General features: G+C 70.9%; 20 protein-coding genes. 3 read left to right on the top strand and 17 right to left on the bottom strand.

Annotation, left to right across the window (positions count from 1 at the left end; translation table 11 throughout):
* Window positions 1–68 precede the first annotated feature (68 nt).
* Window positions 69–998 (bottom strand): condensation domain-containing protein, encoded by a 930-nt coding sequence (locus KS03_RS05040; protein WP_015877873.1) that lies wholly within the window; start codon window positions 996–998, stop codon window positions 69–71.
* 363 nt (window positions 999–1,361) lie between these two features.
* Between KS03_RS05040 and KS03_RS05035 the strand changes: the two genes are divergently transcribed.
* Window positions 1,362–3,752: an ATP-binding protein gene (locus KS03_RS05035; RefSeq protein WP_015877874.1), complete on the top strand. Its 2,391-nt coding sequence runs from the start codon at window positions 1,362–1,364 to the stop codon at window positions 3,750–3,752.
* A 103-nt stretch (window positions 3,753–3,855) separates the two neighbouring features.
* Window positions 3,856–4,293 (top strand): response regulator, encoded by a 438-nt coding sequence (locus KS03_RS05030; protein ID WP_015877875.1) that lies wholly within the window; start codon window positions 3,856–3,858, stop codon window positions 4,291–4,293.
* 103 nt (window positions 4,294–4,396) lie between these two features.
* Here the strand turns inward: KS03_RS05030 and KS03_RS05025 are convergent, their stop codons facing one another.
* From KS03_RS05025 to KS03_RS04960, 14 genes are all read right to left on the bottom strand, one after another.
* On the bottom strand, window positions 4,397–6,076 hold the full coding sequence (locus KS03_RS05025) for a sensor histidine kinase (RefSeq protein WP_015877876.1): 1,680 nt from the start codon (window positions 6,074–6,076) through the stop codon (window positions 4,397–4,399).
* A gap of 14 nt (window positions 6,077–6,090) precedes the next feature.
* A complete protein-coding gene (locus KS03_RS05020) occupies window positions 6,091–6,774 on the bottom strand; it encodes a biliverdin-producing heme oxygenase (protein ID WP_045678729.1) in 684 nt (227 codons plus the stop codon).
* Window positions 6,775–6,997: 223 nt separating this feature from the next.
* A complete protein-coding gene (locus KS03_RS05015) occupies window positions 6,998–7,360 on the bottom strand; it encodes a response regulator (protein WP_015877878.1) in 363 nt (120 codons plus the stop codon).
* A 6-nt stretch (window positions 7,361–7,366) separates the two neighbouring features.
* A complete protein-coding gene (locus KS03_RS05010; RefSeq protein WP_015877879.1) occupies window positions 7,367–8,866 on the bottom strand; it encodes an ATPase domain-containing protein in 1,500 nt (499 codons plus the stop codon).
* An 86-nt stretch (window positions 8,867–8,952) separates the two neighbouring features.
* A complete protein-coding gene (locus KS03_RS05005; protein WP_017425386.1) occupies window positions 8,953–9,150 on the bottom strand; it encodes a hypothetical protein in 198 nt (65 codons plus the stop codon).
* Window positions 9,147–9,488: a hypothetical protein gene (locus KS03_RS05000; protein ID WP_230674595.1), complete on the bottom strand. Its 342-nt coding sequence runs from the start codon at window positions 9,486–9,488 to the stop codon at window positions 9,147–9,149. The genes KS03_RS05005 and KS03_RS05000 overlap by 4 nt, the downstream gene beginning before the upstream one ends.
* 100 nt (window positions 9,489–9,588) lie before the next feature.
* Window positions 9,589–10,053, bottom strand: coding sequence for a hypothetical protein (locus KS03_RS04995; protein WP_230674596.1), 465 nt, complete (start codon window positions 10,051–10,053; stop codon window positions 9,589–9,591).
* Window positions 10,054–10,069: 16 nt separating this feature from the next.
* Window positions 10,070–10,417, bottom strand: coding sequence for a hypothetical protein (locus KS03_RS04990; RefSeq protein ID WP_017425387.1), 348 nt, complete (start codon window positions 10,415–10,417; stop codon window positions 10,070–10,072).
* A 73-nt stretch (window positions 10,418–10,490) separates the two neighbouring features.
* On the bottom strand, window positions 10,491–10,805 hold the full coding sequence (locus tag KS03_RS04985; protein ID WP_017425388.1) for a hypothetical protein: 315 nt from the start codon (window positions 10,803–10,805) through the stop codon (window positions 10,491–10,493).
* A gap of 646 nt (window positions 10,806–11,451) precedes the next feature.
* On the bottom strand, window positions 11,452–12,678 hold the full coding sequence (locus tag KS03_RS04980; protein WP_015877882.1) for an aminotransferase-like domain-containing protein: 1,227 nt from the start codon (window positions 12,676–12,678) through the stop codon (window positions 11,452–11,454).
* A gap of 17 nt (window positions 12,679–12,695) precedes the next feature.
* Window positions 12,696–13,868 (bottom strand): NAD(P)/FAD-dependent oxidoreductase, encoded by a 1,173-nt coding sequence (locus KS03_RS04975; protein ID WP_015877883.1) that lies wholly within the window; start codon window positions 13,866–13,868, stop codon window positions 12,696–12,698.
* 44 nt (window positions 13,869–13,912) lie between these two features.
* Window positions 13,913–15,412 carry an L-piperidine-6-carboxylate dehydrogenase gene (amaB, locus tag KS03_RS04970; protein ID WP_015877884.1) on the bottom strand — a complete coding sequence of 500 codons (1,500 nt, stop codon included), beginning with the start codon at window positions 15,410–15,412 and terminating at the stop codon, window positions 13,913–13,915.
* Window positions 15,413–15,588: 176 nt separating this feature from the next.
* Entirely contained in the window at window positions 15,589–15,807 is a 219-nt protein-coding gene (locus KS03_RS04965; protein WP_035979896.1) for a hypothetical protein, read from the bottom strand.
* Window positions 15,808–16,099: 292 nt separating this feature from the next.
* Complete coding sequence (locus KS03_RS04960; RefSeq protein ID WP_015877885.1) at window positions 16,100–17,128, bottom strand: DUF1338 domain-containing protein; 1,029 nt, start codon at window positions 17,126–17,128, stop codon at window positions 16,100–16,102.
* Between the two features lie 165 nt (window positions 17,129–17,293).
* On the opposite strand from KS03_RS04960, the gene KS03_RS04955 reads away from it, so the two are divergent.
* The gene (locus KS03_RS04955) at window positions 17,294–18,223 is read left to right on the top strand and encodes a LysR substrate-binding domain-containing protein (protein WP_017432804.1); all 930 of its coding nucleotides are present in this window, start codon (window positions 17,294–17,296) and stop codon (window positions 18,221–18,223) included.
* An 83-nt stretch (window positions 18,224–18,306) separates the two neighbouring features.
* On the opposite strand, the gene KS03_RS04950 is transcribed toward KS03_RS04955, so the two are convergent.
* Together KS03_RS04950 and KS03_RS04945 are read right to left on the bottom strand one after the other, a co-directional pair.
* Window positions 18,307–18,837: a gamma carbonic anhydrase family protein gene (locus KS03_RS04950; RefSeq protein WP_015877887.1), complete on the bottom strand. Its 531-nt coding sequence runs from the start codon at window positions 18,835–18,837 to the stop codon at window positions 18,307–18,309.
* Between the two features lie 7 nt (window positions 18,838–18,844).
* Window positions 18,845–20,521, bottom strand: a complete 1,677-nt coding sequence (locus KS03_RS04945; protein WP_232252135.1) for a 3-keto-5-aminohexanoate cleavage protein — start codon at window positions 20,519–20,521, stop codon at window positions 18,845–18,847.
* Between the last annotated feature and the right edge of the window lie 316 nt (window positions 20,522–20,837).

Raw genomic sequence — 20,837 nt, 5'->3', positions numbered from 1 at the left:
TCGGCACGCCGTACCCACCCGGTACGGCGGCCTGGCCGGACGAGGCCGGCGCGGCCCGCACCGGCCGTTCAGGCCGCGATCGGCTCGCCCGGTATGTCCTTCCTGGCCATGCGGCGGCACGCACGCACGGCCATGTCACTGTCAGCGGGCCCCCCGCAGGCGGGCGCCGGGGCCGGCATGCCGGGCGCCTGCATCCAGGCGCGCAGGCGCTCGCAATCGTCGCGGATCAGCAACGGCATGTCGCCGAAGCGGCGCGACGGATCGGCGGCGATGGTGTCGAGCACCTGCCAGAGGCGGGCACGAATCGCCTCGATGGTTTCGCGGTCGTACCACTGCTCCGCGTAGACGATGGCGCCGGACAGCGCGCCGTAGCTGTCGCGCAGCGCGACCGCGAGCTCGACCCCATCGGCGATGGCCTGCGCGGCCCACGACAGGTCGTCGCCGACATGGCCGACCGCGAGCATCACCTGGAACAAGGGATGGACGGCGCCGGACTCGGGCGCGAGCAGCGCGGCGAGCGGCGCGAACGGCACCGGCCGGCACGCGAGCGCGGCGCGATCGGCCGTGCGCACGCGCCGCAGCAGTTCGCTGGTGGACGGATTGCCGGACAGGTCGGTGCGCAGCACCACGCGGTTCGCGGCGGCGCCGGCACGCCCCGGCGTGCCGATCGCCAGATCGTGCTGGGCCGCGATGCCGCCGAGCACGATCGCGAGCGCGGCGTGAACGATCTCGAACATCGTTGCACCGTGCGTTGCCGCCAGGCGCCGTAGCGCGGCATGCCGGGCCGGATCGATCTCGAAGTCGATGCGCTCGGCCACGCGTGCGGCGGGCCGTTCGCGGCACCGGTCCGCCGGCAGTGCGAGCGCGGCCGGCAGGCCGGCTAGCGTGTCGCGCCAGTAGCCGAGCGCGGCGATCAGCGCGCCGGGCTCGAGCGGCGCCGGGCCAGGATGATGGAGCCGGTCGTCGACCGGATACGCGGCATCGGCACGCATCGTCATGCCCTCCGCCGCGCCGCCGTGCCGGGCAAGCGCCCGGCCGTGGTCCGCCCGGGCGACGGCAGCGACGGGCCGCGGCGCGGGTGGGCGCGCGACACCGGACGCACGGCTTCGCCCTGGTCGGACGGATTCGACATCAGGCTCTCCTGGCTGAATAATTGGACGAATCGGTTACGGCTCTCTATGCGCCTATTAAAACGACCCGCCGCGTCGTTGTCTGTCCTTGAATTCCGGTCCATCCCGAATATCGTCTCCGCCCCGGCGCGAACCGGACGGCGGCCGCCGCCGGCCGGGCCGGCGCCGCACGCCCGGCCCGCGCCCCGGTGGTGCTGTGCGAAAATGCCCGCTCCCCAGCCAGGAGTGCCCATGGCAGCCCCGCTCCCCCCCGCTTCCGATTCGATCGGCGCCGATTGCGCGCGCGAACCCATCCATATCCCGGGCGGCATCCAGCCCCACGGCTTCCTGTTTTCGATCGACGATGCCGGCATCGTCATTCAGGCGAGCGAGAACGCCGTCGAGCTGGTGGGCGGCACGCCCGACGCGCTGCCTGGCCTGCCGCTCGCGCGCTTCCTGGGCGCGCACTGGGCGGCCACCGTGAGCGAGGCACTGCGCAGCCACGAGTCGAACGGCCTGCCGCTCTACGTCGGCTCGATGGACGATCCGCGCGCCGACGGCACCGCCCGCCGCTCGCCGTTCGCGATCGTGGTCCACCGCCACGAGCGCGTCGCGATCGTCGAGCTGGAACCGGCGCGCGGCACCAGCGACGTGTTCGCGTCGATGTATCCGCTGGTGCGGACCTTCATCAACCGGCTCGAGGACGTCGAAACCACCGCCGATCTGGCGCGGCTCGCGGCCACCGAGGTGCAGCGCATCACCGGCTTCGGCCGCACGCTAGTCTACAACTTCGACGAGCAGGGCAACGGCCACGTGATCGCCGAGTGCATCGAGCCCGGCTACACCTCGTATGCGGATCAGCACTTCCCCGCCTCCGACATCCCCGCCCAGGCCCGCGCGCTCTACGTGCGCAACCGCATCCGCCTGATCGCCGACGCGGACTATCAGCCGGCGCGGCTGGTGCCGCCGCTGCATCCGGCCACGCAGCGCCCCACCGACCTCACCTATGCCTCGCTGCGCAGCGTCTCGCCGGTCCACGTGCAGTACATGAAGAACATGGGCACGCTGGCCTCGATGTCGATGTCGATCGTGGTGAACGGCAAGCTCTGGGGCCTGATCTCGTGCCACCACGACGCCGCGCGCGTGCCGCCGTTCGAGGTGCGCACCGCCTGCGAGCACATCGCGCAGGTGCTGTCGCTGCAGATCGAGGCGAAGGAGGAGCACGCCGAGGCCGAGTTGCGGCTCGACCTGCGCCACCTGCACGCGCGCCTGCTCGCCTCGATGGCCGACACCGAGAGCTTCGTCGACGCGCTCGCCGAGGACCCGCGCGACCTGCTGCGGCTCACCCACTCGGCGGGCGTGGCGATCGTGTTCGAGGGCCGCGTGGTGCTGGCCGGCCTGACGCCGCCGGAGGCGCAGGTCGGCCAGCTCGTGAAGTGGCTCGACACGCAGATCGAGGAGGTGTTCTGGACCGACAACCTCGCACGCGACGTGCCGGTGATCGAGGCCAACCCGGACTACGCGGGCGCGCTCGCGGTCTCGATCTCGCGGCTGTTCCGCAACTACATCGTCTGGTTCCGGCCCGAGGTGGTGAAGACCATCAAGTGGGCCGGCGACCCGCGCGAGAAGCTCGCGCCGATGGCCGATTCGCTCTCGCCGCGCAAGAGCTTCGACGTCTGGACCGACATCGTGCGCGGCTACTCGCCGCCGTGGCGCCAGGCCGAACGCGAGATCGCGCTCGAATTCCGTGCCGCGCTGCTCGGCATCGTGCTGCGCCGCGCCGAGGAGCTGGCCGACCTCGCGCTCGAACTGGGGCGCGCCAACCAGGAGCTGGAAGGCTTCTCCTATACGGTTTCCCATGACCTGCGCGCGCCGCTTCGCCACATCGTGGGCTATGCCGACCTGCTGCGCGAGATGGAGATGGCGAACCTGTCCGAACGCGGCCGCCACTATGTCGAGCGCATCGTCAATTCGGCGCGCCTGGGCGGCAAGCTCGTCGACGACCTGCTGGCCTTCTCGCGCATGGGCCGCTCGGCGCTGCGCCCGCAGAAGATCGACATGCGCGCGCTGGCCGACGCGCTGATCGCCGACGAGACGCGCGACGCGCTCCAGGGCGCCGCCCGCGGCAGCGCCGCCGCGCCGCGCCGGATCGAATGGCGCGTGGGCGAACTCGGCCACGTCACGGCCGATCCGGTGCTGATCCATCTGGTGCTGCGTAACCTGATCGAGAACGCGGTAAAATTCTCGGCTGCGCAGGAAGTGGCCCACATCGAAATCGGCCGTTACGAGGGCGAACGCGAACTGGCCGGCCACGACGTGTTCTTCGTGAAGGACGACGGGGTGGGCTTCGACATGCGCTACGTGGACAAGCTGTTCGGCGTGTTCCAGCGGCTGCACCACGTCGAGGAATTCGACGGAACTGGCATAGGACTTGCTTCCGTGAAACGCATCATCGAGCGGCACGGAGGCAAGGTTTGGGCCCGCGGCGAGCCCGGTCGCGGCGCGACGATCTCGTTTACGCTGCCGCGCGTGTTTGCCGGCGCGGCGGTGGAGCTAGAGGAAACCTCGAACAGCGCGGTGGCGCGGCTCGAAGCGCTGGCGCCGGCGCGCCGCACGCGCGCGGTGCCGAAGCAGACGAAGTAAGGCTGCCGGCGCGCCGGCAGGCGGGCGCGCACCCTGCAATAACCGGTGGTGCCCTTGTAAAAGCGCCACACTCGAAGCAGCGAATCAAGTCAATGGAGCAAGCGTGTTAAGACCGATCCTTCTCGTGGAAGACAACCCCGACGACATCGAACTGACGATGATCGCGCTGGAGAAGACGCGGCTTGCGAATCCGGTGGTATCGGTGAGGGACGGCGAGGAAGCCCTGCAATTCCTGCGCCGCGAGGGCAAGTGGGCCGCGCGCCCCGACGAAAGCCCGGCGGTGATCCTGCTCGACAAGAAGCTGCCCAAGCTCGACGGCCACGAAGTGCTGAAGATCGTGCGCGGCGACGAGCGCCTGCGCCACATCCCGGTGGTGATGCTGACCTCCTCGCGCGAGGAGAAGGACCTGCTGCGCAGCTACGACCTCGGCGTGAACGCCTACGTGGTGAAGCCGGTGGCGTTCGACGATTTCATGGCCGCGATCAACGATCTCGGCATGTTCTGGGCGGTGCTGAACGAGCCGCCGCCTTACCAGCGCTGAGCCGCGGCACGCCGCGCGGGGCAATCCCGAGCGGCTGACGCCGCCCCGTCCCCTGCCGAAGCGCATTGCCGGGCGGCCCCGGCCCGCCGGCCCGCCGTGGGCCTCAGCGGTACTCCGGCAGCCACAGGCGGAAGGTCGAGCCGTGGCCGAGCCCGGCGCTTTCGGCGACGATCTCCCCCCCCTGCCGTTCCATCAGGTTGCGCGCCAGCCAGAGGCCGAGCCCGAGGCCGGCCACGCGCCCCTCGCCGTCGGCCGCCGACTGCTGGAAGCGCTCGAACACGCGTTCGAGCATCGAAGGATCGATGCCGCGCCCGGTATCGCGCACGCTCAGCTCGACGCGCTCGCCGAGTGGCGTGATCGCCACCTCGATGAGGCTGCCCTGCGGCGAGAACTTCACCGCGTTCGACAGCAGGTTCCAGACGATCTGCTTCATGCGGTTCTCGTCGGCGATCACCATCGCCGGCATCAGCCGGTCGGCGACCAGCGCGAGCCCCTTGGCCTCGGCGATCATCCGCATGTCCTCGACCACGATCCCGGCCAGCGCGCCGAGATCGATCGGCCGCGGGATCACCGACAGCTTGCCCGTCACGATCGCGCCGCTGTCGAGCAGGTCGTCCACCATGTGCGCGAGTTGGCGCCCGTTGCGGTTGATCACCTCCCCCGCGCGCGTGACCAGCGACGGCTCGGGCGAGCGCCGCATCAGTTCGCACCAGCTCAGGATCGCGTTGAGCGGCGAGCGCAGCTCATGGCTGACGGTGGTGATGAAGTGATCCATCGCGGTGGCGAGCCGGTCGCTCTGCTCGCGGGCGAGCTTGTCGGCCGCCGCGCTGGCCTGGGTCTCGAGCTCGGCCTGCTTGCGCGCGGTGATGTCGAGCGTGAAGCCGTGCACCGAGCTCAGCGCGCCGTTGGTTTGATAGCGGCCCACGCCGCGCACCAGGATCCAGCGCACCGGGCCATGCTCCCAGCCGATCCGGAAATCGACCTCGAACGGCTCGTGGATGTCGAGCGCCTGCGTCATCGCCTCGTGCAGCCGAGCCCGGTCGTCGGGATGGACGATCTCGTCGAACCAGCGTTCGCGCGTGAGCAGGTCGTCGATGCCCAGCCCGAGATTGGTCCGGCACTGGTCGGTGCACTGGATGCCGCCCGTGAGCGGTTCGAGCTCCCAGGCGCCCACCTGCGAGAACGCCATGGCGATCTCCAGGCGCTCCTGGTGCTCGCGCAGCTGGGCGCGCGCTTCCTCGGCCACCAGCTGGCGCAGCTGCGCCTGCGAGCGCAGCTTGGCGCGCTCGCGCTGGTCGCGTTCGTACTCGGCGACGTGCTCGGTCACCTCGCTGACGAGAATCGCGACGGCGCCGGCCAGCCCCGGCTCGGACGAATCGAGCAGCGTCGCCTTGATGCGCCAGTAGCGCGGCGCCGTCACCCATTCGCCGCTCTCGTGCTCGACCGGCATCTCGTAGCGAAACACCGGCGACCACACCGCTTCGCGCCGCGGCAGTTGCTCCAGCGTGGCGTCGAGCCATTCGCGGCGCGCCTCGCGCTGTGCATCGGCGCCGAACTGGTTGATGTCCTGCACGCGGCGCCCGAGGATCGCCTCGCGCACCGCGCCGACCAGCTTCAGGTAGCGGCGGTTCGCGAGCACCACTTCGTGGCGCGCGTTGAGGATCAGGTAGGCGTCCGGCAGGCAGTCGAAGGCCGCCGCCGCCGCGCCGGGGCCGGGCGGGGCGGCGAATTGCGGGGCCGGCTGCGCGGCGGGTTCGTCCGGGTCGTCGAGACGGTCGTGCATCGGGGCAGTCCGCATCAGGCAGGCACGCCGCGCTCGGCGTCGGCCAGGCTGGCCAGCCGGACCAGGTGGTCGAACGCGTCGGTCGCGCCACGGCAGGCCGCCGCGATCGCGGCGGGCGCCTGGACCTCGGCCGCCAGGCAGCACACGAACGCCTTCCAGCGCGCCGACAGCCCGTGGCGGCCGGCCGCGAGGAAGCCGAGCGGATGCGGCGCGAGCCGCTCGTGCAACTGGTGGTAGAGCACCGCGCCGCCCATCTGGGCGCCTTCGATCACGTAGCGCGCGCCCCAGCGATAAGCGGCATCGGCATCAGCCGGCCACCACGGCGCGGCAGGCGCGGGGCCGGGCGGCAGCGCGGCCAGCACGGCGGCCGGTGCGGCGGCGAGATCGGCGTCGATCAGCGCCACGCGCGGCACCGGCGGCAGACCGGCGGCCGATGCCTGCAGCGAGCCGTCGCGCGACGGCGGCGACGACGCGGCGCCGTCGAGCCAGGATTCGAGCGGCGCGAGCCAGGCGCGCAGGATACGCAGATGAGCGAGGTAATCGTGCAGGCAGGCCGCTTCGGCCGACAACGGCATCAGCTGGTGCAGCCGCTCATGCCGCTCGCCGGTGGCGGCGCGCAGCGCGACCAGCACGGCCGGGATCGCAGCGTCGAACGGCGATGCCGCGGCGGCATCGCCCTGTCGGATCTCGTCCGGCATCGGGTGGGCGTTCCTCGGTTGGGCTCCGCCGCGCGGAACCGGACAAAATAGAGGGCCAGACCAACGAACAAAAAGCCGCTCGTTGCGGGCAATACCGCGACTATCGCATGACGGCGGGATCGGCGCACGCTTTTTCACGTCCCGCAACGCCGGGCGGGATCGAATCCGGCCGGCCCGCAGCACGGCGCGGCGCCGCGCGCGCGGTGCTGCCCGCGGCGGGCCTTCAGCCGGCCGTCTCGCCGAGCTGGCGTCGCACCATCCCGAGCAGCACGTCGAACGACAGGGGCTTGCGCGCGTAGAGGATCGACGCATTGGGCTGGGGCGGGATATCCGCCGCCGCGCTGCACAGAATGATCGGAATCGCGCGCCAGTCCGGCTCGTTCGCCAGCGCCGCGCAGAGCTCGCCGCCCGACATCACCGGCATCATGAAATCGGTGACGATCAGGTCCGGCTTGCCCTCCCTGATACGATCGAGCGCGAGCGCGCCGTTGGACGCCGTGAACACCGCGTAGCCGCACTGCTCCAGCAGCAGGCGCCACACGGTCAGCACGTCGAACTCGTCGTCCACGATCAGGATGGTTTTCATTTACGGCTAGCCATCCGTTATCGGGCGGTGCATCACGGTCAGCCCCTGGGTCGAAAGCAGGCCCGCCGCGCCGATCGCGTTCGGCGTGACGTCGAGCCCCTCCGGCGTGATGATCAGTTCGCGCAGCGAGGTGTCGTGCGCGCTCTCGCGCTGCTTGACCACCGACAGCATGCGCCGCAGGCGGCCGTCGGTTTCCGCGTAGCGCAGCAGGACCAGGTTTTCGGTCAGCGCGGACAGCCGCAGGCCCTTGCCGTGCGACGGGTCCGCATAGAGCGGCAGCTCTTCGGTCAGCAGCGTGGTGATGCCCGCGTCGCGCAGCGCGTGGTTGAAGGCGTTCAGGAACAGGCCGAAGCGCGCGGGGCGCAGGGCCGAATCGCGGAAGCCCTCCATGCCGTCGATCACGAGCCGCGAGGCGCCGAGCCGCTGGATCAGCGCCAGCGTGTTGGCGGCCAGCTCGTCCACCTCGAGCTCGACGGCCGGCTGCCACTGCATCGCCAGGCGGCCGTCGGCGAACGCCTCGCGCAGCCGGATGCCGACCGTCTCGGCCTTGCCGATCAGCCGCTGCGGCGATTCGTAGAAGCCCAGGTAGACCGCCTTCTCGCCGCGCGCGACGCCGGCCTGCAGGAACTGCAGCGCGAGCAGCGTCTTGCCGACCCCGGACGGCCCCATCACCGTGGTGGTCGAGCCGCGCACGAAGCCGCCGCCGAGCAATTGGTCGAGATGCGGCAGGCCGGTGTCGAGCCGCTGGCGCAGGTCGCGCTCGTCCTCGAGGTTGGCGAAGCGCGCCTCCAGGCGCGGGTACATCGCATGGCCGCTGGAGGTGATGCGAAAGAAGTGCCGGCCGAGCAGATGGTTGCGCGCGCGCATCTTGTGAACCTCGATCTCGCGCGCGCGGCGCATCCCGTCGGTATAGCGGTTCAGCTCGATCAGCCCGTCCACCAGCGTGTGCTCGGGATGCGGCTCGTTGCCCGACAGCGGCGCGAGCAGCAGCGTGGTGCAGCCCATCGCGGCCACCAGCGCGTTCAGCTCGTGGATGAATTTCGACAGCGACAGCTCGGTTTCGCTGAACTCGCGCGCGCTGCGAAAGCCGTCCACGATCAGCAGGCCGGGCCGGTAGTTCGCCAGGCTCGCGGCGATCAGCCTGAGGAAGCCGTCGAGGCCGTCCTCGATCAGCTCGTGATAGCCCGACACGAACATCATCTTCTGCGCGACGGCGGCCGGATCGAAGAAGTCGAGCTCGCGCAGGTGGCCGAGCAGTTTGTCGTGCGACTCGGCGATCAGCGTCATGTAGAGCACGCGCTCGCCCTGGCGCACGCGATGAAAGCCGATCTGGCTGGACAGGATGGTCTTGCCCGCGCCGGCCATCCCCTCGATCAGATAAAGGCCGCCGCGCACGAAGCCGCCGCCGAGGATCTCGTCGAGGCCCGGCACGCCCGTCGCCACGTTTTCCAGTGGCTCGATGTCGGAGAGCGCCGGGGCATGGGGCGCGGAGTCGTCCTGGGTCATGTTCAGTCGTTCAGATGTCGAGGGCCGGCTCCGGCGTACCAGGCACGGCGTGCCCCGAAAGCGGGGGCGGATTCGGATTCGCGATTCTAACGTGCGCGTCCGCCGCTGCGGTACTTTCGTCTTTCGACCTCCGCGAGCAAGCGGCGCGCCCGCTGCGCCGCATCGCCGCCGCCCAGGCGGCCATGGCGGCGCGTCGAGGCCGGCAGGCGCATCGAGGCCCGCACCGGCGGCGAGACCTCGTCGCCGCGCGGCTCGGCGCGATAGTCGGTGCCGGCCGCGCTCATGCCGCCACCTGCGCATGGTCGCGCGAGCGGACCATCTTGTTCCACACGGGCGGCGGCATGGTGGCGATCACGCCGATCGCCGCGGCGCGCGCGGCCTCGATGGTGGGCTCGAGCACGCGGCGGAAGCTGCGTCCCGTCTCGACGTCGGACACGGTGTAGCGAGGGTGGCTGTCGGGCGCCACCAGCGGCGAGCGGTGGACCGCCCAGACGCGGCCGCGGCATTCGAACGGCACGCCGACCGTCTCGATCCAGCTGTCGCCGAGCGCCAGGTGGAACACGATGCCGTCGGCACGGCGCGGCGCGTCGGGGCGCGGACAGGACATGGGCTTTTCGTTCATGCTGAAACTCATGCGGAAACCTCGAAGGATGAAGCGCGCACCGGCCGGACACGCGGGTCGGGACCGGCGTTTTTTGCAATGCGGCGGCAAAAGCCGGGGCTCATGGCTGGGCCACCTCAGGGGCGGCGGCGGGCGGAATCGGCGAGCGGCCCGTGAACACGTAGTGGTGCAACTCGGCCTGCGCGTCGACGTAGCGATGCGACGGCAGGCCGGCGAGCCTGGCGTCGTAGGCGGTCACGAGCCGTTCGAGATCGCGGCGCTCGTCGTCGCGCAGCGCGATCGGCGCGCCGCCGCCCAGGCGCGCGTAGCAGCGCTCGAGCGCCTGCTCGGCGCGGCGGTAGAGGTCCAGGCCGTCGTGGGCACCCTCTTGCAACTGGTCGCGCACGGCCGGCGCGCGCAGCAGATAAGCGATCTGCACCGTGCTGAGCAGCAGCGCCAGCTGCTCCGGCGTGGCCCGCGCCTCGCGCAGCGCCGCCAGCGCGAGGTGGTGGCGCAGCTGCACGCGCCGCTGGTAATCGGGCGCGAGCGGCAGCAACTGGGCCTTGTTCAATTGACGTCGTTTCATGACGGGCCGCGCAGCGTCAGGCGGCCCGTCGGCCGGGGACGGCCGCCAGCGACGCGATCTGCGCGGCCAGCGCGATGATCGAATTGGCCGCCGAGGTTTCGAACGGCGTCAGGCGCAGCTTCGCGGCCTGAATCTCGCTGATCGGCACCAGGCCGTGAACGTTCACGTAGGCGGCCACCACCGCCCACATCTCGGTGTCGGCCCAGGCGTGGACGGGCAGGTTCAGGCCGATGATGCCGGCCGCCACCAGCGCACGGTAATCGCGGTCCTCGCGCATCGGGGCGAGCGAGAGCGGCAGGCTGATCTCGAAGCCGGCGCGCGTGAGCGCCGTGAAAACGTCTTGTGCGGTCTGGGCGGCGATCATCGGCAGGTCCTGCAGGTGGGATGGCGCGCCGGCGTCTCGTTCCGGCGCGAAAGCATGGCGTGGCGGGAAGCGCTCATACGGGCGGCCGCACGGTCAGGTACACCCAGCCGATGTAGCAGCCGGTCATGGCGCCCGTCACCAGCAGCGTGACGAGCGTGTACGAGACGAGCTCGGGCGCAAGCCAGGCCTCGTAGGCGCACCACGCCGAGAGCACGTAGAGCAGCGCGGCGTAGACCACCGCGCGCATCAGCCGGACCACGGTCTGCGCACGTCGCACCGCGCCCTCGATCGGACTGCGCGCGGCGATCCGCACCGCGTCCACCACCGACCAGCAGACCATCAGGAACAACATGGCGGCAATCAGTCTGACGAATTGAACCTCGTTCATTGGATTCATCCTTTTTATAAAAATTACAATTCGACGTGAGGTGTTTTGGTAAATCGGCGCGCTGCCGTGTGGGTGCAGCCACCTGCCGGGTCCATCCGGCAAGCTTCCCGGCGGGGTCGGCGCTACCAATGGGCAAGTTTCGGGCCAGCATGAGGGGCGGGGGAAACGGCGCGGCGGTGTGGTGGTGTGGTGGTGTGGTGGTGTGGTGGTGTGGTGGTGTGGCGGTGTGGCGGAATGGAGGCTGCCGGCCGGCACGGGATTTGGCTGGCCCCGGCCAGCGCCCACGATCGGCTCGCGGCGAACCCGAGGCCGCCTGCCGCGCCGGCCTTCTGGAAATCGGCGCCGGGCCTCGGGCCGCGCCGGCCGTCACGGCGCGGGCATCGCCGCCGGGACGAAGGCGTCCGGCCTCACGCACGGCGGCCGCCAGGCGCACGTCGCCTCGCGCGACGCGCTGCTGGGCGTGGCCGCGTTCCGGCCGCCAGCTGCGGGCGGCCCTCGATGAGGCCAACGATCCTCGCAATCGCCGCGGACGCGGCCCTGCCCCGCGGCGCCGTCCACGCGCGGAGCCGCCTCGCGCTATACGGCGTGAACGCGACGGGCGGCCACCGTCCGCGCCGGCATGAAGCCGTGTCGGCGGCGGCCGCGCTCAGCGCGGCGCGGCGCTGGCGCCGCCCGCCTGCGCGAGCGTCGCGTCGAACGCGAGCCTGAGCCGCCGCACGCCCTCGCGGATCTCGTCGGCCGCCGGCGCGGCGAACGACAGCCGCAGCGCCGCGGGATCGGCGTGATCGGCGAAGAACGCGCCGCCCGGCACGAACATCACGTTGCGCTCGAGCGCCTGCGCGAGCCAGGCCGCCGCCTCCACCGCGGCGGCACGCGCCCAGACGAACAGCCCGCCCTCGGGACGGTGAAACGTGATGGCACCGTCGAACGCCGCGTCGAGCGCGTCGCAGAGCGCATCGCACTTGTCGCGATAGGCCGCCGCCACGCGCGGCAGATGAGAGTCGAGCGCGCCGCCGTCCAGATACTCGGCCGCGATCGCCTGGGTCCACGGCGAACTGCACAGATCGACGGTCTGCTTGGCCACCGTGCAGCGCCGCGCGACCTCGGCGGGCGCGACGCACCAGCCGATCCGCAGCCCCGGCGCGACGATCTTCGACAGGCTCGCGAAATGCACGACGTGCGCGCGCGCGCCCGGCACCTCGGCGGCGAGCGCGAGCAGCGAGGGCAGCGGCGCGCCGGCGAAGCGCAGCTCGGCATAGGGATCGTCCTCGACGATCACGAAGCCGTGGCGCACCGCGAGCGCGAGCAGCGCGAGGCGCCGTTCGCGCGTGAGCGTGGCGCCGGTGGGGTTGGCGAAGGTCGGCACCGTGTAGAGCAGCTTGGGCCGCGCGCAGCGGCCCGATTCGAGCAGCGCGGCGAGCGCGTGCACGTCGAGCCCGTCGCGGTCGGTGGGCAGCGTGACGATGCTGGCCTGCTGCAGCCGCAGGGCCGCGAGCGTGGCCGGATAGGCCGGCTGCTCGGTCAGCACCACGTCGCCGGGCGCCACCAGCACGCGCAGCAGCAGGTCGAGCCCCTGCTGCGAGCCGGTGGTCACCACCAGCTCGTCGGGCCTGCAGGGCGCGCCGCGCGCGGCCATCCGCGCGGCCAGCGCGGCCTTCAGCTCGGGCAGGCCGTCGGTCGGCCCGTATTGCAGGCAGCGCACCGGGTGGCGCCAGGCGCGCTCGGCCGCGGCCGCCAGGCCCTCGGTATCGAACAGGCCGGCGGCCGGGTAGCCGCCCGCCAGCGAGATCATCCCCGGCTGGCCGAGGTACTTGAACAGTTCGCGAATCGGCGAGCCGGCCGGCTCGCGAAACGGCATGGTGAAGTCATACATCATCGCCCGCGCTCCCGTTACACCACGTTCTTCTCGACGATCGGGCGCCGCTCCAGCACGCGCCGCCAGTCGAGTTCGGACAGATCGAGCGAGGTGTAGCGCCCGTTCAGGATCAGCTCGCTCACGCCGCGCCCGGTGGCCGGCCCCTGCTGCAGGCCGTGCCCGCTGAAGCCATTGGCGAACACGCAGTTCTCGAGTTCGGGGTGGTAGCCGATGATCGCGTTGTGATCGAACACGTTGTACTCGTAGTAGCCGGACCAGCTGCGCTCCACGCGCAGCGCCTCGAAGCCCGGCACGCGATGCGCGAGCGCCGGCCAGATCACCTCGTCGAACAGCGCGTGATCGACCTCGTCGAGCGGCAGGTCGTCGGCGTCGTGCGCGGGCGACGGCGAGCTGCCGCAAAGGTAGGTGCGCCCCTCGGGACGGAAATACACGCCGCCCGGATCGACCAGCAGCGGGCAGGCGCCGAGCCGGGCCGGCGACGACACGTTGAAGATGCTGCGGCGCCGTGCGTGAACCGGGAGCTCGATGCCGGCCAGCGCCGCGATCCGCTTCGCCCAGGCGCCGGCCGCGTTGACCACGGTATCGCACGGATGGCGCTCGCCGTCGGCCGTGACGACCTGCGTGATGCGGCGCCCCTCGCGCACCAGCCCCACCACCTCGGCGGCCAGGTAGCGCGCGCCGAGCGACTGTGCCTTCCTGCGCAGCGCCTGCACCAGCCCGTAGCCGTCGAACCAGCCCTCGCCGCGCTCGCCGTAGGCGCCCGCGGCGAGATCGTCGACGTTGAGCCAGGGAAATCGCGCGCGCAGTGCGTCGGGCGCCATGAGCCGGATCTGCGCGCCCTCGGCCAGCTGCAGCGCGTGGTTCTCGCGCAGCGTGGCCTCGCCGGCCGGCGTGGCAAGGAACAGATAGCCGCCCTCGTGCAGGCCGATCGACGGGCGCTCGCCGCCGACCGCGAGCCGTTCGCCGAGTTCGCGCAGGAACGTGATGCCGAACAGCGACATGCGGATCGACAGCGGCGTGGAGAACTGCTGCCGGATCGAGGCGGCCGACAGCGCCGACGACGAGCGCGCGTAGGTCGGGTCGCGCTCGATCACGGTGACCGACGCGCTCGGGTCCGAGGCCCGCAGGAAATACGCGGTCGCGCTGCCGATCACGCCGCCGCCGACGACAACGATGCGGGAACTCATGGAGGCTCCATTGCCGGGGTCAGCCAGGCGCGCGTGCCTCGCGCTCAGCCGAGGTTGAAGTCGATGCCCTGCGCGAGCGGCAGCGCCGACGAGTAGTTGATGGTGTTGGTGGCGCGGCGCATGTAGTTCTTCCACGCGTCGGAGCCCGACTCGCGCCCGCCGCCCGTCTCCTTCTCGCCGCCGAACGCGCCGCCGATCTCGGCGCCGCTCGGGCCGATGTTGACGTTGGCGATGCCGCAGTCGCTGCCGGCCGCCGACAGGAAGCGCTCGCTCTCGCGCAGATCGGTCGTAAACACGCACGACGACAGGCCGTGCGCGGCCGCGTTGTTGGCGGCGATCGCCTCGTCGAAGCGCTCGTACTTCAGCACGTAGAGGATCGGCGCGAAGGTCTCGGTCAGCACCACCTCGGTCTGCGCCGGCATCTCGACGATCGCCGGCCGCACATAGAAGCCGCCGTCGTGGCCCGGCACCGCATGGCGCTCGCCGCCGAACACGGTGCCGCCCTCGCGGCGGGCCTGCTCGAGCGCGGCCTGCATGCGCGCGAACGAAGCGCCGTCGATGAGCGGCCCCATCAGCGTGCCGGCCTCGAGCGGATTGCCGATCGTCACCTTCGCGTAGAGCGCCTTGAGCCGCTCGACGGTGGCCGCGTAGACGTCGGCCTGCACGAACAGGCGCCGCAGCGAGGTGCAGCGCTGGCCGGCCGTGCCGACCGCCGAGAACAGAATGCCGCGCAGCGCGAGTTCCATGTTCGCCGTCGACGAGACGATGCCCGCGTTGTTGCCGCCCAGCTCGAGCAGCGAGCGGCCGAAGCGGCGCGCCACTTCCACGCCCACCGCACGGCCCATCGCGGTGCTGCCGGTGGCGCTCACCAGACTCGAGCGCGGATCGGCCACCAGTTGCTCGCCCACCTCGCGCCCGCCGTTGAGCACGGCCGACAGGCCGGCCGGCGCGTCGCCGAATTCGCGCAGCGCGTCGTCGAGAATCTGCTGGGCCGCCAGCGCGGTGAGCGGCGTCTTCTCCGACGGCTTCCAGATCACCGCGTTGCCGCACACCAGCGCGAGCGCCGCGTTCCACGCCCAGACGGCGGCCGGGAAGTTGAACGCCGAGATCACCGTGCACACGCCGAGCGGATGCCAGGTCTCGGCCATCCGGTGGCCGGGGCGCTCGGAGGCGATGGTCAGGCCGTACAGCTGGCGCGACAGGCCCACCGCGAAATCGCAGATGTCGATCATCTCCTGCACTTCGCCGAGCCCTTCCTGCAGGATCTTGCCGCATTCGAGCGTGATCAGCGCGCCGAGCGCCTGCTTCTTCTCGCGCAGCTTGTTGCCGAGCAGGCGCACCAGCTCGCCGCGGCGCGGCGCCGGCACCTCGCGCCAGGCGAGGAAGGCACGCTGCGCGGCATCGAGCGCCGCGTCGACTTCGGCCGCCGAGCGGCTCGCCACGCGGCCGATCGGCTGGCCGTCGATCGGCGAATGGACGATGAGGTCGCCCGAGTCGGCCAGACGCTCGATACCGAGTTCGGAAAGGATGCGGGTTGCGTTCACGTTGCCACCTATGGAGAGTCGGGAAAGGGAAACAGGAAGAAGCTGCCGCACCGAGGCCGCGGGCGGCCGGCGCGCGATGCCGGCCGGGCTGGTCCGCGATGCGCCGATGCGCCCGCGCACGGCGCGCTTCGGGCCGAGCCGCGCCATGCGCCGTATCGGGTCCTGCGCATCCGGCGTCATGCAGCGCCCTGCCGCGTCGTGACCGGGAAGGCGATGGCGCCGCTGATGCGGTCGTGGCGCGCCGCCGTGAGCGGCGCGTCATAGCCGGCGGGCGCCGCCGGCTCGGCCTGCTGCATCGCGCGGCTCACGATCCGGCCGGCGCCGCGGGCGAACCGCGCGCGGGCCGGCGCGGCAGGCGCAACGATGCGGCGGGCGAATCTCGAACGAATCTTCATCGGGCGCTTCCTTATCGGTGGGCATTCGCTTCGCGAATCCCGTGACGGCGGCGACGGGCCGGCGGCGCCGCGAGTCGGGCAATGCGCATTGCGGGCTCGGGGCTGCGGGTTCGGTCCCGCCGATTCGGCGCGGGACGCCGCCGCAGGCGGCCGGCTCGTGCTCGGCAAGTGATTCTCGGCAGCCAATACGCGCGGATCAAACGAGATCTGCGCACCACCTCTTGCGGTTTGCTCATCAAGTCCGGCACCGGGAGGCCGCCCGGCCGGACTGCAGGCTCGGGCCGGCGCCGCGTCAGCCGCCCGCGTTCGCGGTCATGCGGAAGATGCCCTGCGCGTTGCCGGCGTCGAAGCGCAGGTCGAGCGTCCAGCGCTGCGTGGCGCGATCGAACTCGCGCTTGCGCGTGATGAATTCGTAGAACGAGCCCGGCACGCTGCGCGAGAGCAGGCGGCCGTCGGCGGTCCGGAACTCGCGCTCGACGATGTCGGCGCGGTAGGCGGTCTGGAACACGCGTCCCGAGCGCGAACGCTCGACCTCGGGCTTCATCGGCCGGCCCTTGGCCTTCTCGGCCTCGGCCAGCGCGAACACGTCGGCCACGCGGTCGGTGGCGTGGTTGAACGCATTGCCCTCGGTCGCGATCCAGGCCATCTCGGCCGATTCGGCGAGCAGCACCTCGTAGTCCGCCACGGCCGGCACGTCGTGCTGGCGCGCGAACGCGCCCACCAGCACCGGCAGCAGCCGCTGCGCGGCCGCGAGCGGCAGCGTGCCGTCGCGCTCGAGCTCCCAGAGCAGGGCGGCGGCCTCGGGCGTGAGCGGATCGCGCGAGCTGCACACCACGTTAGAGACGGCGTGCTGGAACGCGGCCGAGAAACGCTCGGGGTGCAGCTCGCTGACGAAGAACTGGGCGATGTGCTCGGGCGCGTCCTCGTGCGCGTAGGCGCGGCCCGTCATGCCGAGCCGGTCGAGCGGATAGCGGCCGTTCGGGCGGAACCCGAGCGGGCGCAGGATGCGTGCGAAGGCGGCCTCGCCGGGCGGCAGCGCGCCGTTGTCGTGCCAGCGCACGGTGCGCAGCGCGCCGTGATCGAAGCACACCGAGCCGCCCGCCTCGACCGTCTCGCGCGTGTAGGCGCGGCCGTTCGGCGAGCGTTCGAGCAGGCCCTCGAACAGCGCCATGTTCATGGCTTGCGCGAGCTCGGCGCGCGTGACGCTGCCGGGCTCGCAATCGGCCAGGCACGGCGGCAGGTCCAGCGTCGCGAACAGCGCATCGGCAGTAGCCGGGCCGAGCAGCGCGCACAGCAGGGTGTCGAGGTTGGGATTGCGCATCGGGTCTCTCGTCGGAACAGGGGCGGGCTCGCCGGCGGGCCGGCCGCGCGCGGCACGCGCCCGATTCGCAGGCGCCGCCTCGCTTGAGCCCGCTGCATTATCGAAACGATCGGGGCCGGCGTAAAGCGAGATAAAATCGGGACTTGATGCGTTTTTGGAATCATCATGCGCAAGTTCAAGATACCGAACATGGGCGCGCTGCTGGCATTCGAGGCGGCGTCGCGCCATGAGAGCTTCACCTACGCGGCGCGCGAGCTGTTCCTGACCGAAAGCGCGATCTCGCGGCAGATCGCGACGCTGGAGGCCGGCCTCGGCGTGCGCCTGTTCGTGCGCGCCAAGCAGCGCGTGGTGCTCACGCGCGCGGGGCGCCTGTATAGCACCCAGGTGCGGCGCGCGCTCGAGCATCTCGACCGCGACACGCTCTCGATCATCGCGCACGGCAGCGGCGGCGGCTATCTGGAGCTGGCGGTGCTGCCCACCTTCGCCTCGCAATGGCTGATTCCGCGCCTGAAGGACTTCTACGACGGCACCCCCGACGTGCGCGTGAACATGGGGGCGCGCACCGGCATCTTCTCGTTCGCGGAATCGCATTTCGAGGCGGCGATCCATTACGGCAAGCCGACCTGGCCCGGCGCGTCGGCCGACTACCTGTTCGGCGAGGAAGTCGTGCCGGTCTGCGCGCCGGCGCTGCTGAAGCGGCCCGTGCGCAAGCCGCACGAGCTGCTGGCCTACCCGCTGCTGCATTCCACCACGCGTCCCGACGGCTGGGCACGCTGGTTCGCCTCGCTCGGCGTGGACCAACCCGGCACCATGCAGGGCGACCGCTACGAGCTGCATACCATGCTGATCAGCGCCGCGGCAGCGGGGCTCGGCATCGCCCTGGTGCCGAAGTTCTTCGTCGACGGCCGCGAGCGCCAGCTCGGCATCGTGGTGCCCTACGTGGCACCGTCGGCGGCGGCCGCACGGCTGGCCGCCGCCGACGACGCGGCCTATTACCTCGTGTATCCGACCGAGCTGAGCCATAGCCGGCCGCTCGACGCGTTTCGCGGCTGGCTGCTGGCGCAGGCACACGCCTACGGCGGCAAGCCGGACTAGGCGCGCGGCGGGCATCGGGCAGGCCTGCGCCGGCCCGGTGCGGCGGGCGGGCGTGGCCACGCGGGGCGGCCACACCCGCCGGCTCACCGCGTCACGCGTACCAGCTCGCGCAGGTATTGCGGCCGCCGCTGGTCGGCATAGAACTCGATGTTGCCGCGCAGGCGCGCGAGTTCAGCCTCCGACAAGGGCCGCACCACCTTGGCCGGCGCGCCGAGCACCAGCGAGCCATCCGGGACCACGGTGCCGGCCGTGACGACCGCGCCCGCGCCCACCAGGCACTGGCGGCCGATCTGCGCGCCGTCGAGCACCACCGCCTGAATGCCGACCAGGCTGTAGTCGCCGATCGTGCAGCCGTGCAGCACCACCTGGTGCCCGATCGTGACGTGAGCGGCCACATGCAGCGGACGATCGCGTTCGGTATGCAGCACCGCACCGTCCTGCACGTTGGTGCCCTCGCCGATCACGATCGGCTCCGTGTCGCCGCGCAGCACGGCACCGAACCAGACGCTGGTGTCGGCGTCGAGCCGCACGTCGCCGATCACGTCCGCCGAATCGGCCACGAACGCGTCGGGGTGGATCGACGGCACGCGATCCCCGAGTCGATAAATCGCCATGGCCCGCTCAGCCCGCCGCGGTCTGGGGGTCGCGCTCGCGACGCGCGGCCGGCTTGATGCCGAGCCCGAACATGTCGCGCACCTGGGCCGCCGTGAGGATCGTCGCGCCCCTGCCGAGCAGCTCCTCGCGCACCAGGCTCACCTGTTCCCAGGTACCGCGTGCCTTGCGCACGCCGCCCGGCACGCGCGCATCGTTGACGGTCAGGCCGTCCTCCAGCCCCACGCGGATGCCGTCGAGCCCGAGCCCCAGCGCCACGTCGACCAGCAGGTTCTGCATCGGCCCCGGCAGCAGGATCGAGATCTTCGACACCGGGAAGCTGGCCCGCAGCCGCTCGACCACCGGGCGCAGCTGCCCGATCGCGAGCTCGACCGCGCGCCGGTGCGAGTCCGCGCTCTCGTCGGCCAGCAGGCTCGAGATTTCCTCGCGCACCACGCGGGCGATCAGCGAGTCGTCTTCCACCTCGCCGGTGATCGGATCGCGCCGGTATTGATCGACGCCCGCCACCAGCATGAACAGCACCGGCTTGCCGGTGCGCAGCAGCCGGTCGCGATAGAGCGAGGTGGCGTTGTCGACGATCGCGTGATTGAACACTTCCACCTCGGGACGCGTGCCGACCCGTTCGAAATGGTCGAACTGCGCATCGAGGAAATCCGGCGCGTTGTCGTAGCCGCCGCCGCCCTGGAACACCACCGCGGCCGGGCTCAGCGAGGCGACCTCGGGCGCCGAGCCCACGTCGTCGTAGAACTTCAGATGCGCACGCCGCAGCTTGCTGCGAGCGCCGTGGCGGTCGCCGCGCACGCTGGTGGACAGGTTCAGGATCGCGGCCGGCTCGCGCTTCTTCACCATCGGCACGATGGCGTCGTAGTCGTCGAGCACGATCTGATTGCGCTGCGAGCCGACCGTCACCACGCCCAGGCCCGGAATCTCGATGCGCCGACGATCGCTGAGATCGCGCGTGTGCAGATGCACCACCGCCGCGCCCGCGCGCATCGAGCGAATGGTTTCCTCGGTGATCGCCTCCGGCGTGATCGGCAGATAAGGCGAACGCGCCTTGCCGGCCTGCCAATAACCGGCCGCACAGGCGATCCAGCCGGCCTCTTCCATATTCTTCAATAATGCCGGCGATTCTTTTTCAATCGCCTCGATCAATGCGGGCGGCAAATAATGGTGCTGGCGCTCATGCTCCCAGAGCAAATCGCCTTGCTCCGAAACAATCCACCCGTAAGTGGTCAATTGCAGCACGATCCGGCGTGCCAGTTTATTCGACAGCGCGGCGAGCCATGGTTTCGGAAAGTGCGCGGCGTTCGGCGCCGCGAGCCGGGGCGGATGCCATGCACCGTCGCGCCGCGTCCACCGCGCCGCCTCCAGCGCCTGCCGGATCGTGGCGGCCTGGGCGTTGCCCGCCAGCAGGCGCTCGTCGATCGGTTGCGCATGTCCGACCTGCAGCAGCCGGCCACCGGCCGGGACCACCTCCCAGCCGTCCGTCTTCAGATCGGCCGCAATCGACGCACACCGGTCGGCATCGAAAAAGCCCTCGAGCAGGAAAGACGGAATAAAGGTCGCCTCGAACGGATCGAGAAACTTGGGAACGGCGCCAATCGGCGCTGCCGTGATGTATAGCGATGTCATGAACGGCCCTCTCTCTATGGAATCTATAATTACAAACACCTGACTGCCGCTCAATCTTATTACATGACGTATTTAATCTGAAAGGTATATGTCGGATTAATTCGCATAGAATCGCCGCGCAAAACAATGCGGGAATCGAGAGCGAATCGAATGCCGCCATTGAAGCCGTCCGAGGTAATTCTGAATAGAAAAATCGGGAAATAAGTCGCCGAATGTTTCGCCGCGATCAGCACTGCCGCGCTTCGCAGGGGAGCGGCAGGCCTGAGCCGCATGGGACACGCAACAGGCGCGCGGCCGACGCCCGGCCGCCGGCGCGTTCTCCCCTCCCCTCGGCGCGTTTCTGTTCGCGCCGACATTCCCATGCAAACGG

Source organism: Burkholderia glumae LMG 2196 = ATCC 33617 (assembly GCF_000960995.1).
GTDB classification, from domain to species: Bacteria; Pseudomonadota; Gammaproteobacteria; order Burkholderiales; family Burkholderiaceae; genus Burkholderia; species Burkholderia glumae.
Note: the sequence above shows the minus strand (reverse complement) of the source record. Positions and strands in the feature narration are given on the sequence as shown.

Coding starts and splice junctions, on each gene's coding strand:
- KS03_RS04960 (WP_015877885.1), bottom strand. CDS start 17,128: ATGCGCAATCCCAACCTCGACACCCTGCTGTGCGCGCTGCTCGGCCCG.
- KS03_RS05035 (WP_015877874.1), top strand. CDS start 1,362: ATGGCAGCCCCGCTCCCCCCCGCTTCCGATTCGATCGGCGCCGATTGC.
- KS03_RS05020 (WP_045678729.1), bottom strand. CDS start 6,774: ATGCCGGACGAGATCCGACAGGGCGATGCCGCCGCGGCATCGCCGTTC.
- KS03_RS04965 (WP_035979896.1), bottom strand. CDS start 15,807: ATGAAGATTCGTTCGAGATTCGCCCGCCGCATCGTTGCGCCTGCCGCG.
- KS03_RS04975 (WP_015877883.1), bottom strand. CDS start 13,868: ATGAGTTCCCGCATCGTTGTCGTCGGCGGCGGCGTGATCGGCAGCGCG.
- KS03_RS05000 (WP_230674595.1), bottom strand. CDS start 9,488: ATGAACGAAAAGCCCATGTCCTGTCCGCGCCCCGACGCGCCGCGCCGT.
- KS03_RS04955 (WP_017432804.1), top strand. CDS start 17,294: ATGCGCAAGTTCAAGATACCGAACATGGGCGCGCTGCTGGCATTCGAG.
- KS03_RS05040 (WP_015877873.1), bottom strand. CDS start 998: ATGACGATGCGTGCCGATGCCGCGTATCCGGTCGACGACCGGCTCCAT.
- KS03_RS04990 (WP_017425387.1), bottom strand. CDS start 10,417: ATGATCGCCGCCCAGACCGCACAAGACGTTTTCACGGCGCTCACGCGC.
- KS03_RS05005 (WP_017425386.1), bottom strand. CDS start 9,150: ATGAGCGCGGCCGGCACCGACTATCGCGCCGAGCCGCGCGGCGACGAG.
- KS03_RS05015 (WP_015877878.1), bottom strand. CDS start 7,360: ATGAAAACCATCCTGATCGTGGACGACGAGTTCGACGTGCTGACCGTG.
- KS03_RS04985 (WP_017425388.1), bottom strand. CDS start 10,805: ATGAACGAGGTTCAATTCGTCAGACTGATTGCCGCCATGTTGTTCCTG.
- KS03_RS04995 (WP_230674596.1), bottom strand. CDS start 10,053: ATGAAACGACGTCAATTGAACAAGGCCCAGTTGCTGCCGCTCGCGCCC.
- KS03_RS05010 (WP_015877879.1), bottom strand. CDS start 8,866: ATGACCCAGGACGACTCCGCGCCCCATGCCCCGGCGCTCTCCGACATC.
- KS03_RS05025 (WP_015877876.1), bottom strand. CDS start 6,076: ATGCACGACCGTCTCGACGACCCGGACGAACCCGCCGCGCAGCCGGCC.
- KS03_RS04980 (WP_015877882.1), bottom strand. CDS start 12,678: ATGTATGACTTCACCATGCCGTTTCGCGAGCCGGCCGGCTCGCCGATT.
- KS03_RS04950 (WP_015877887.1), bottom strand. CDS start 18,837: ATGGCGATTTATCGACTCGGGGATCGCGTGCCGTCGATCCACCCCGAC.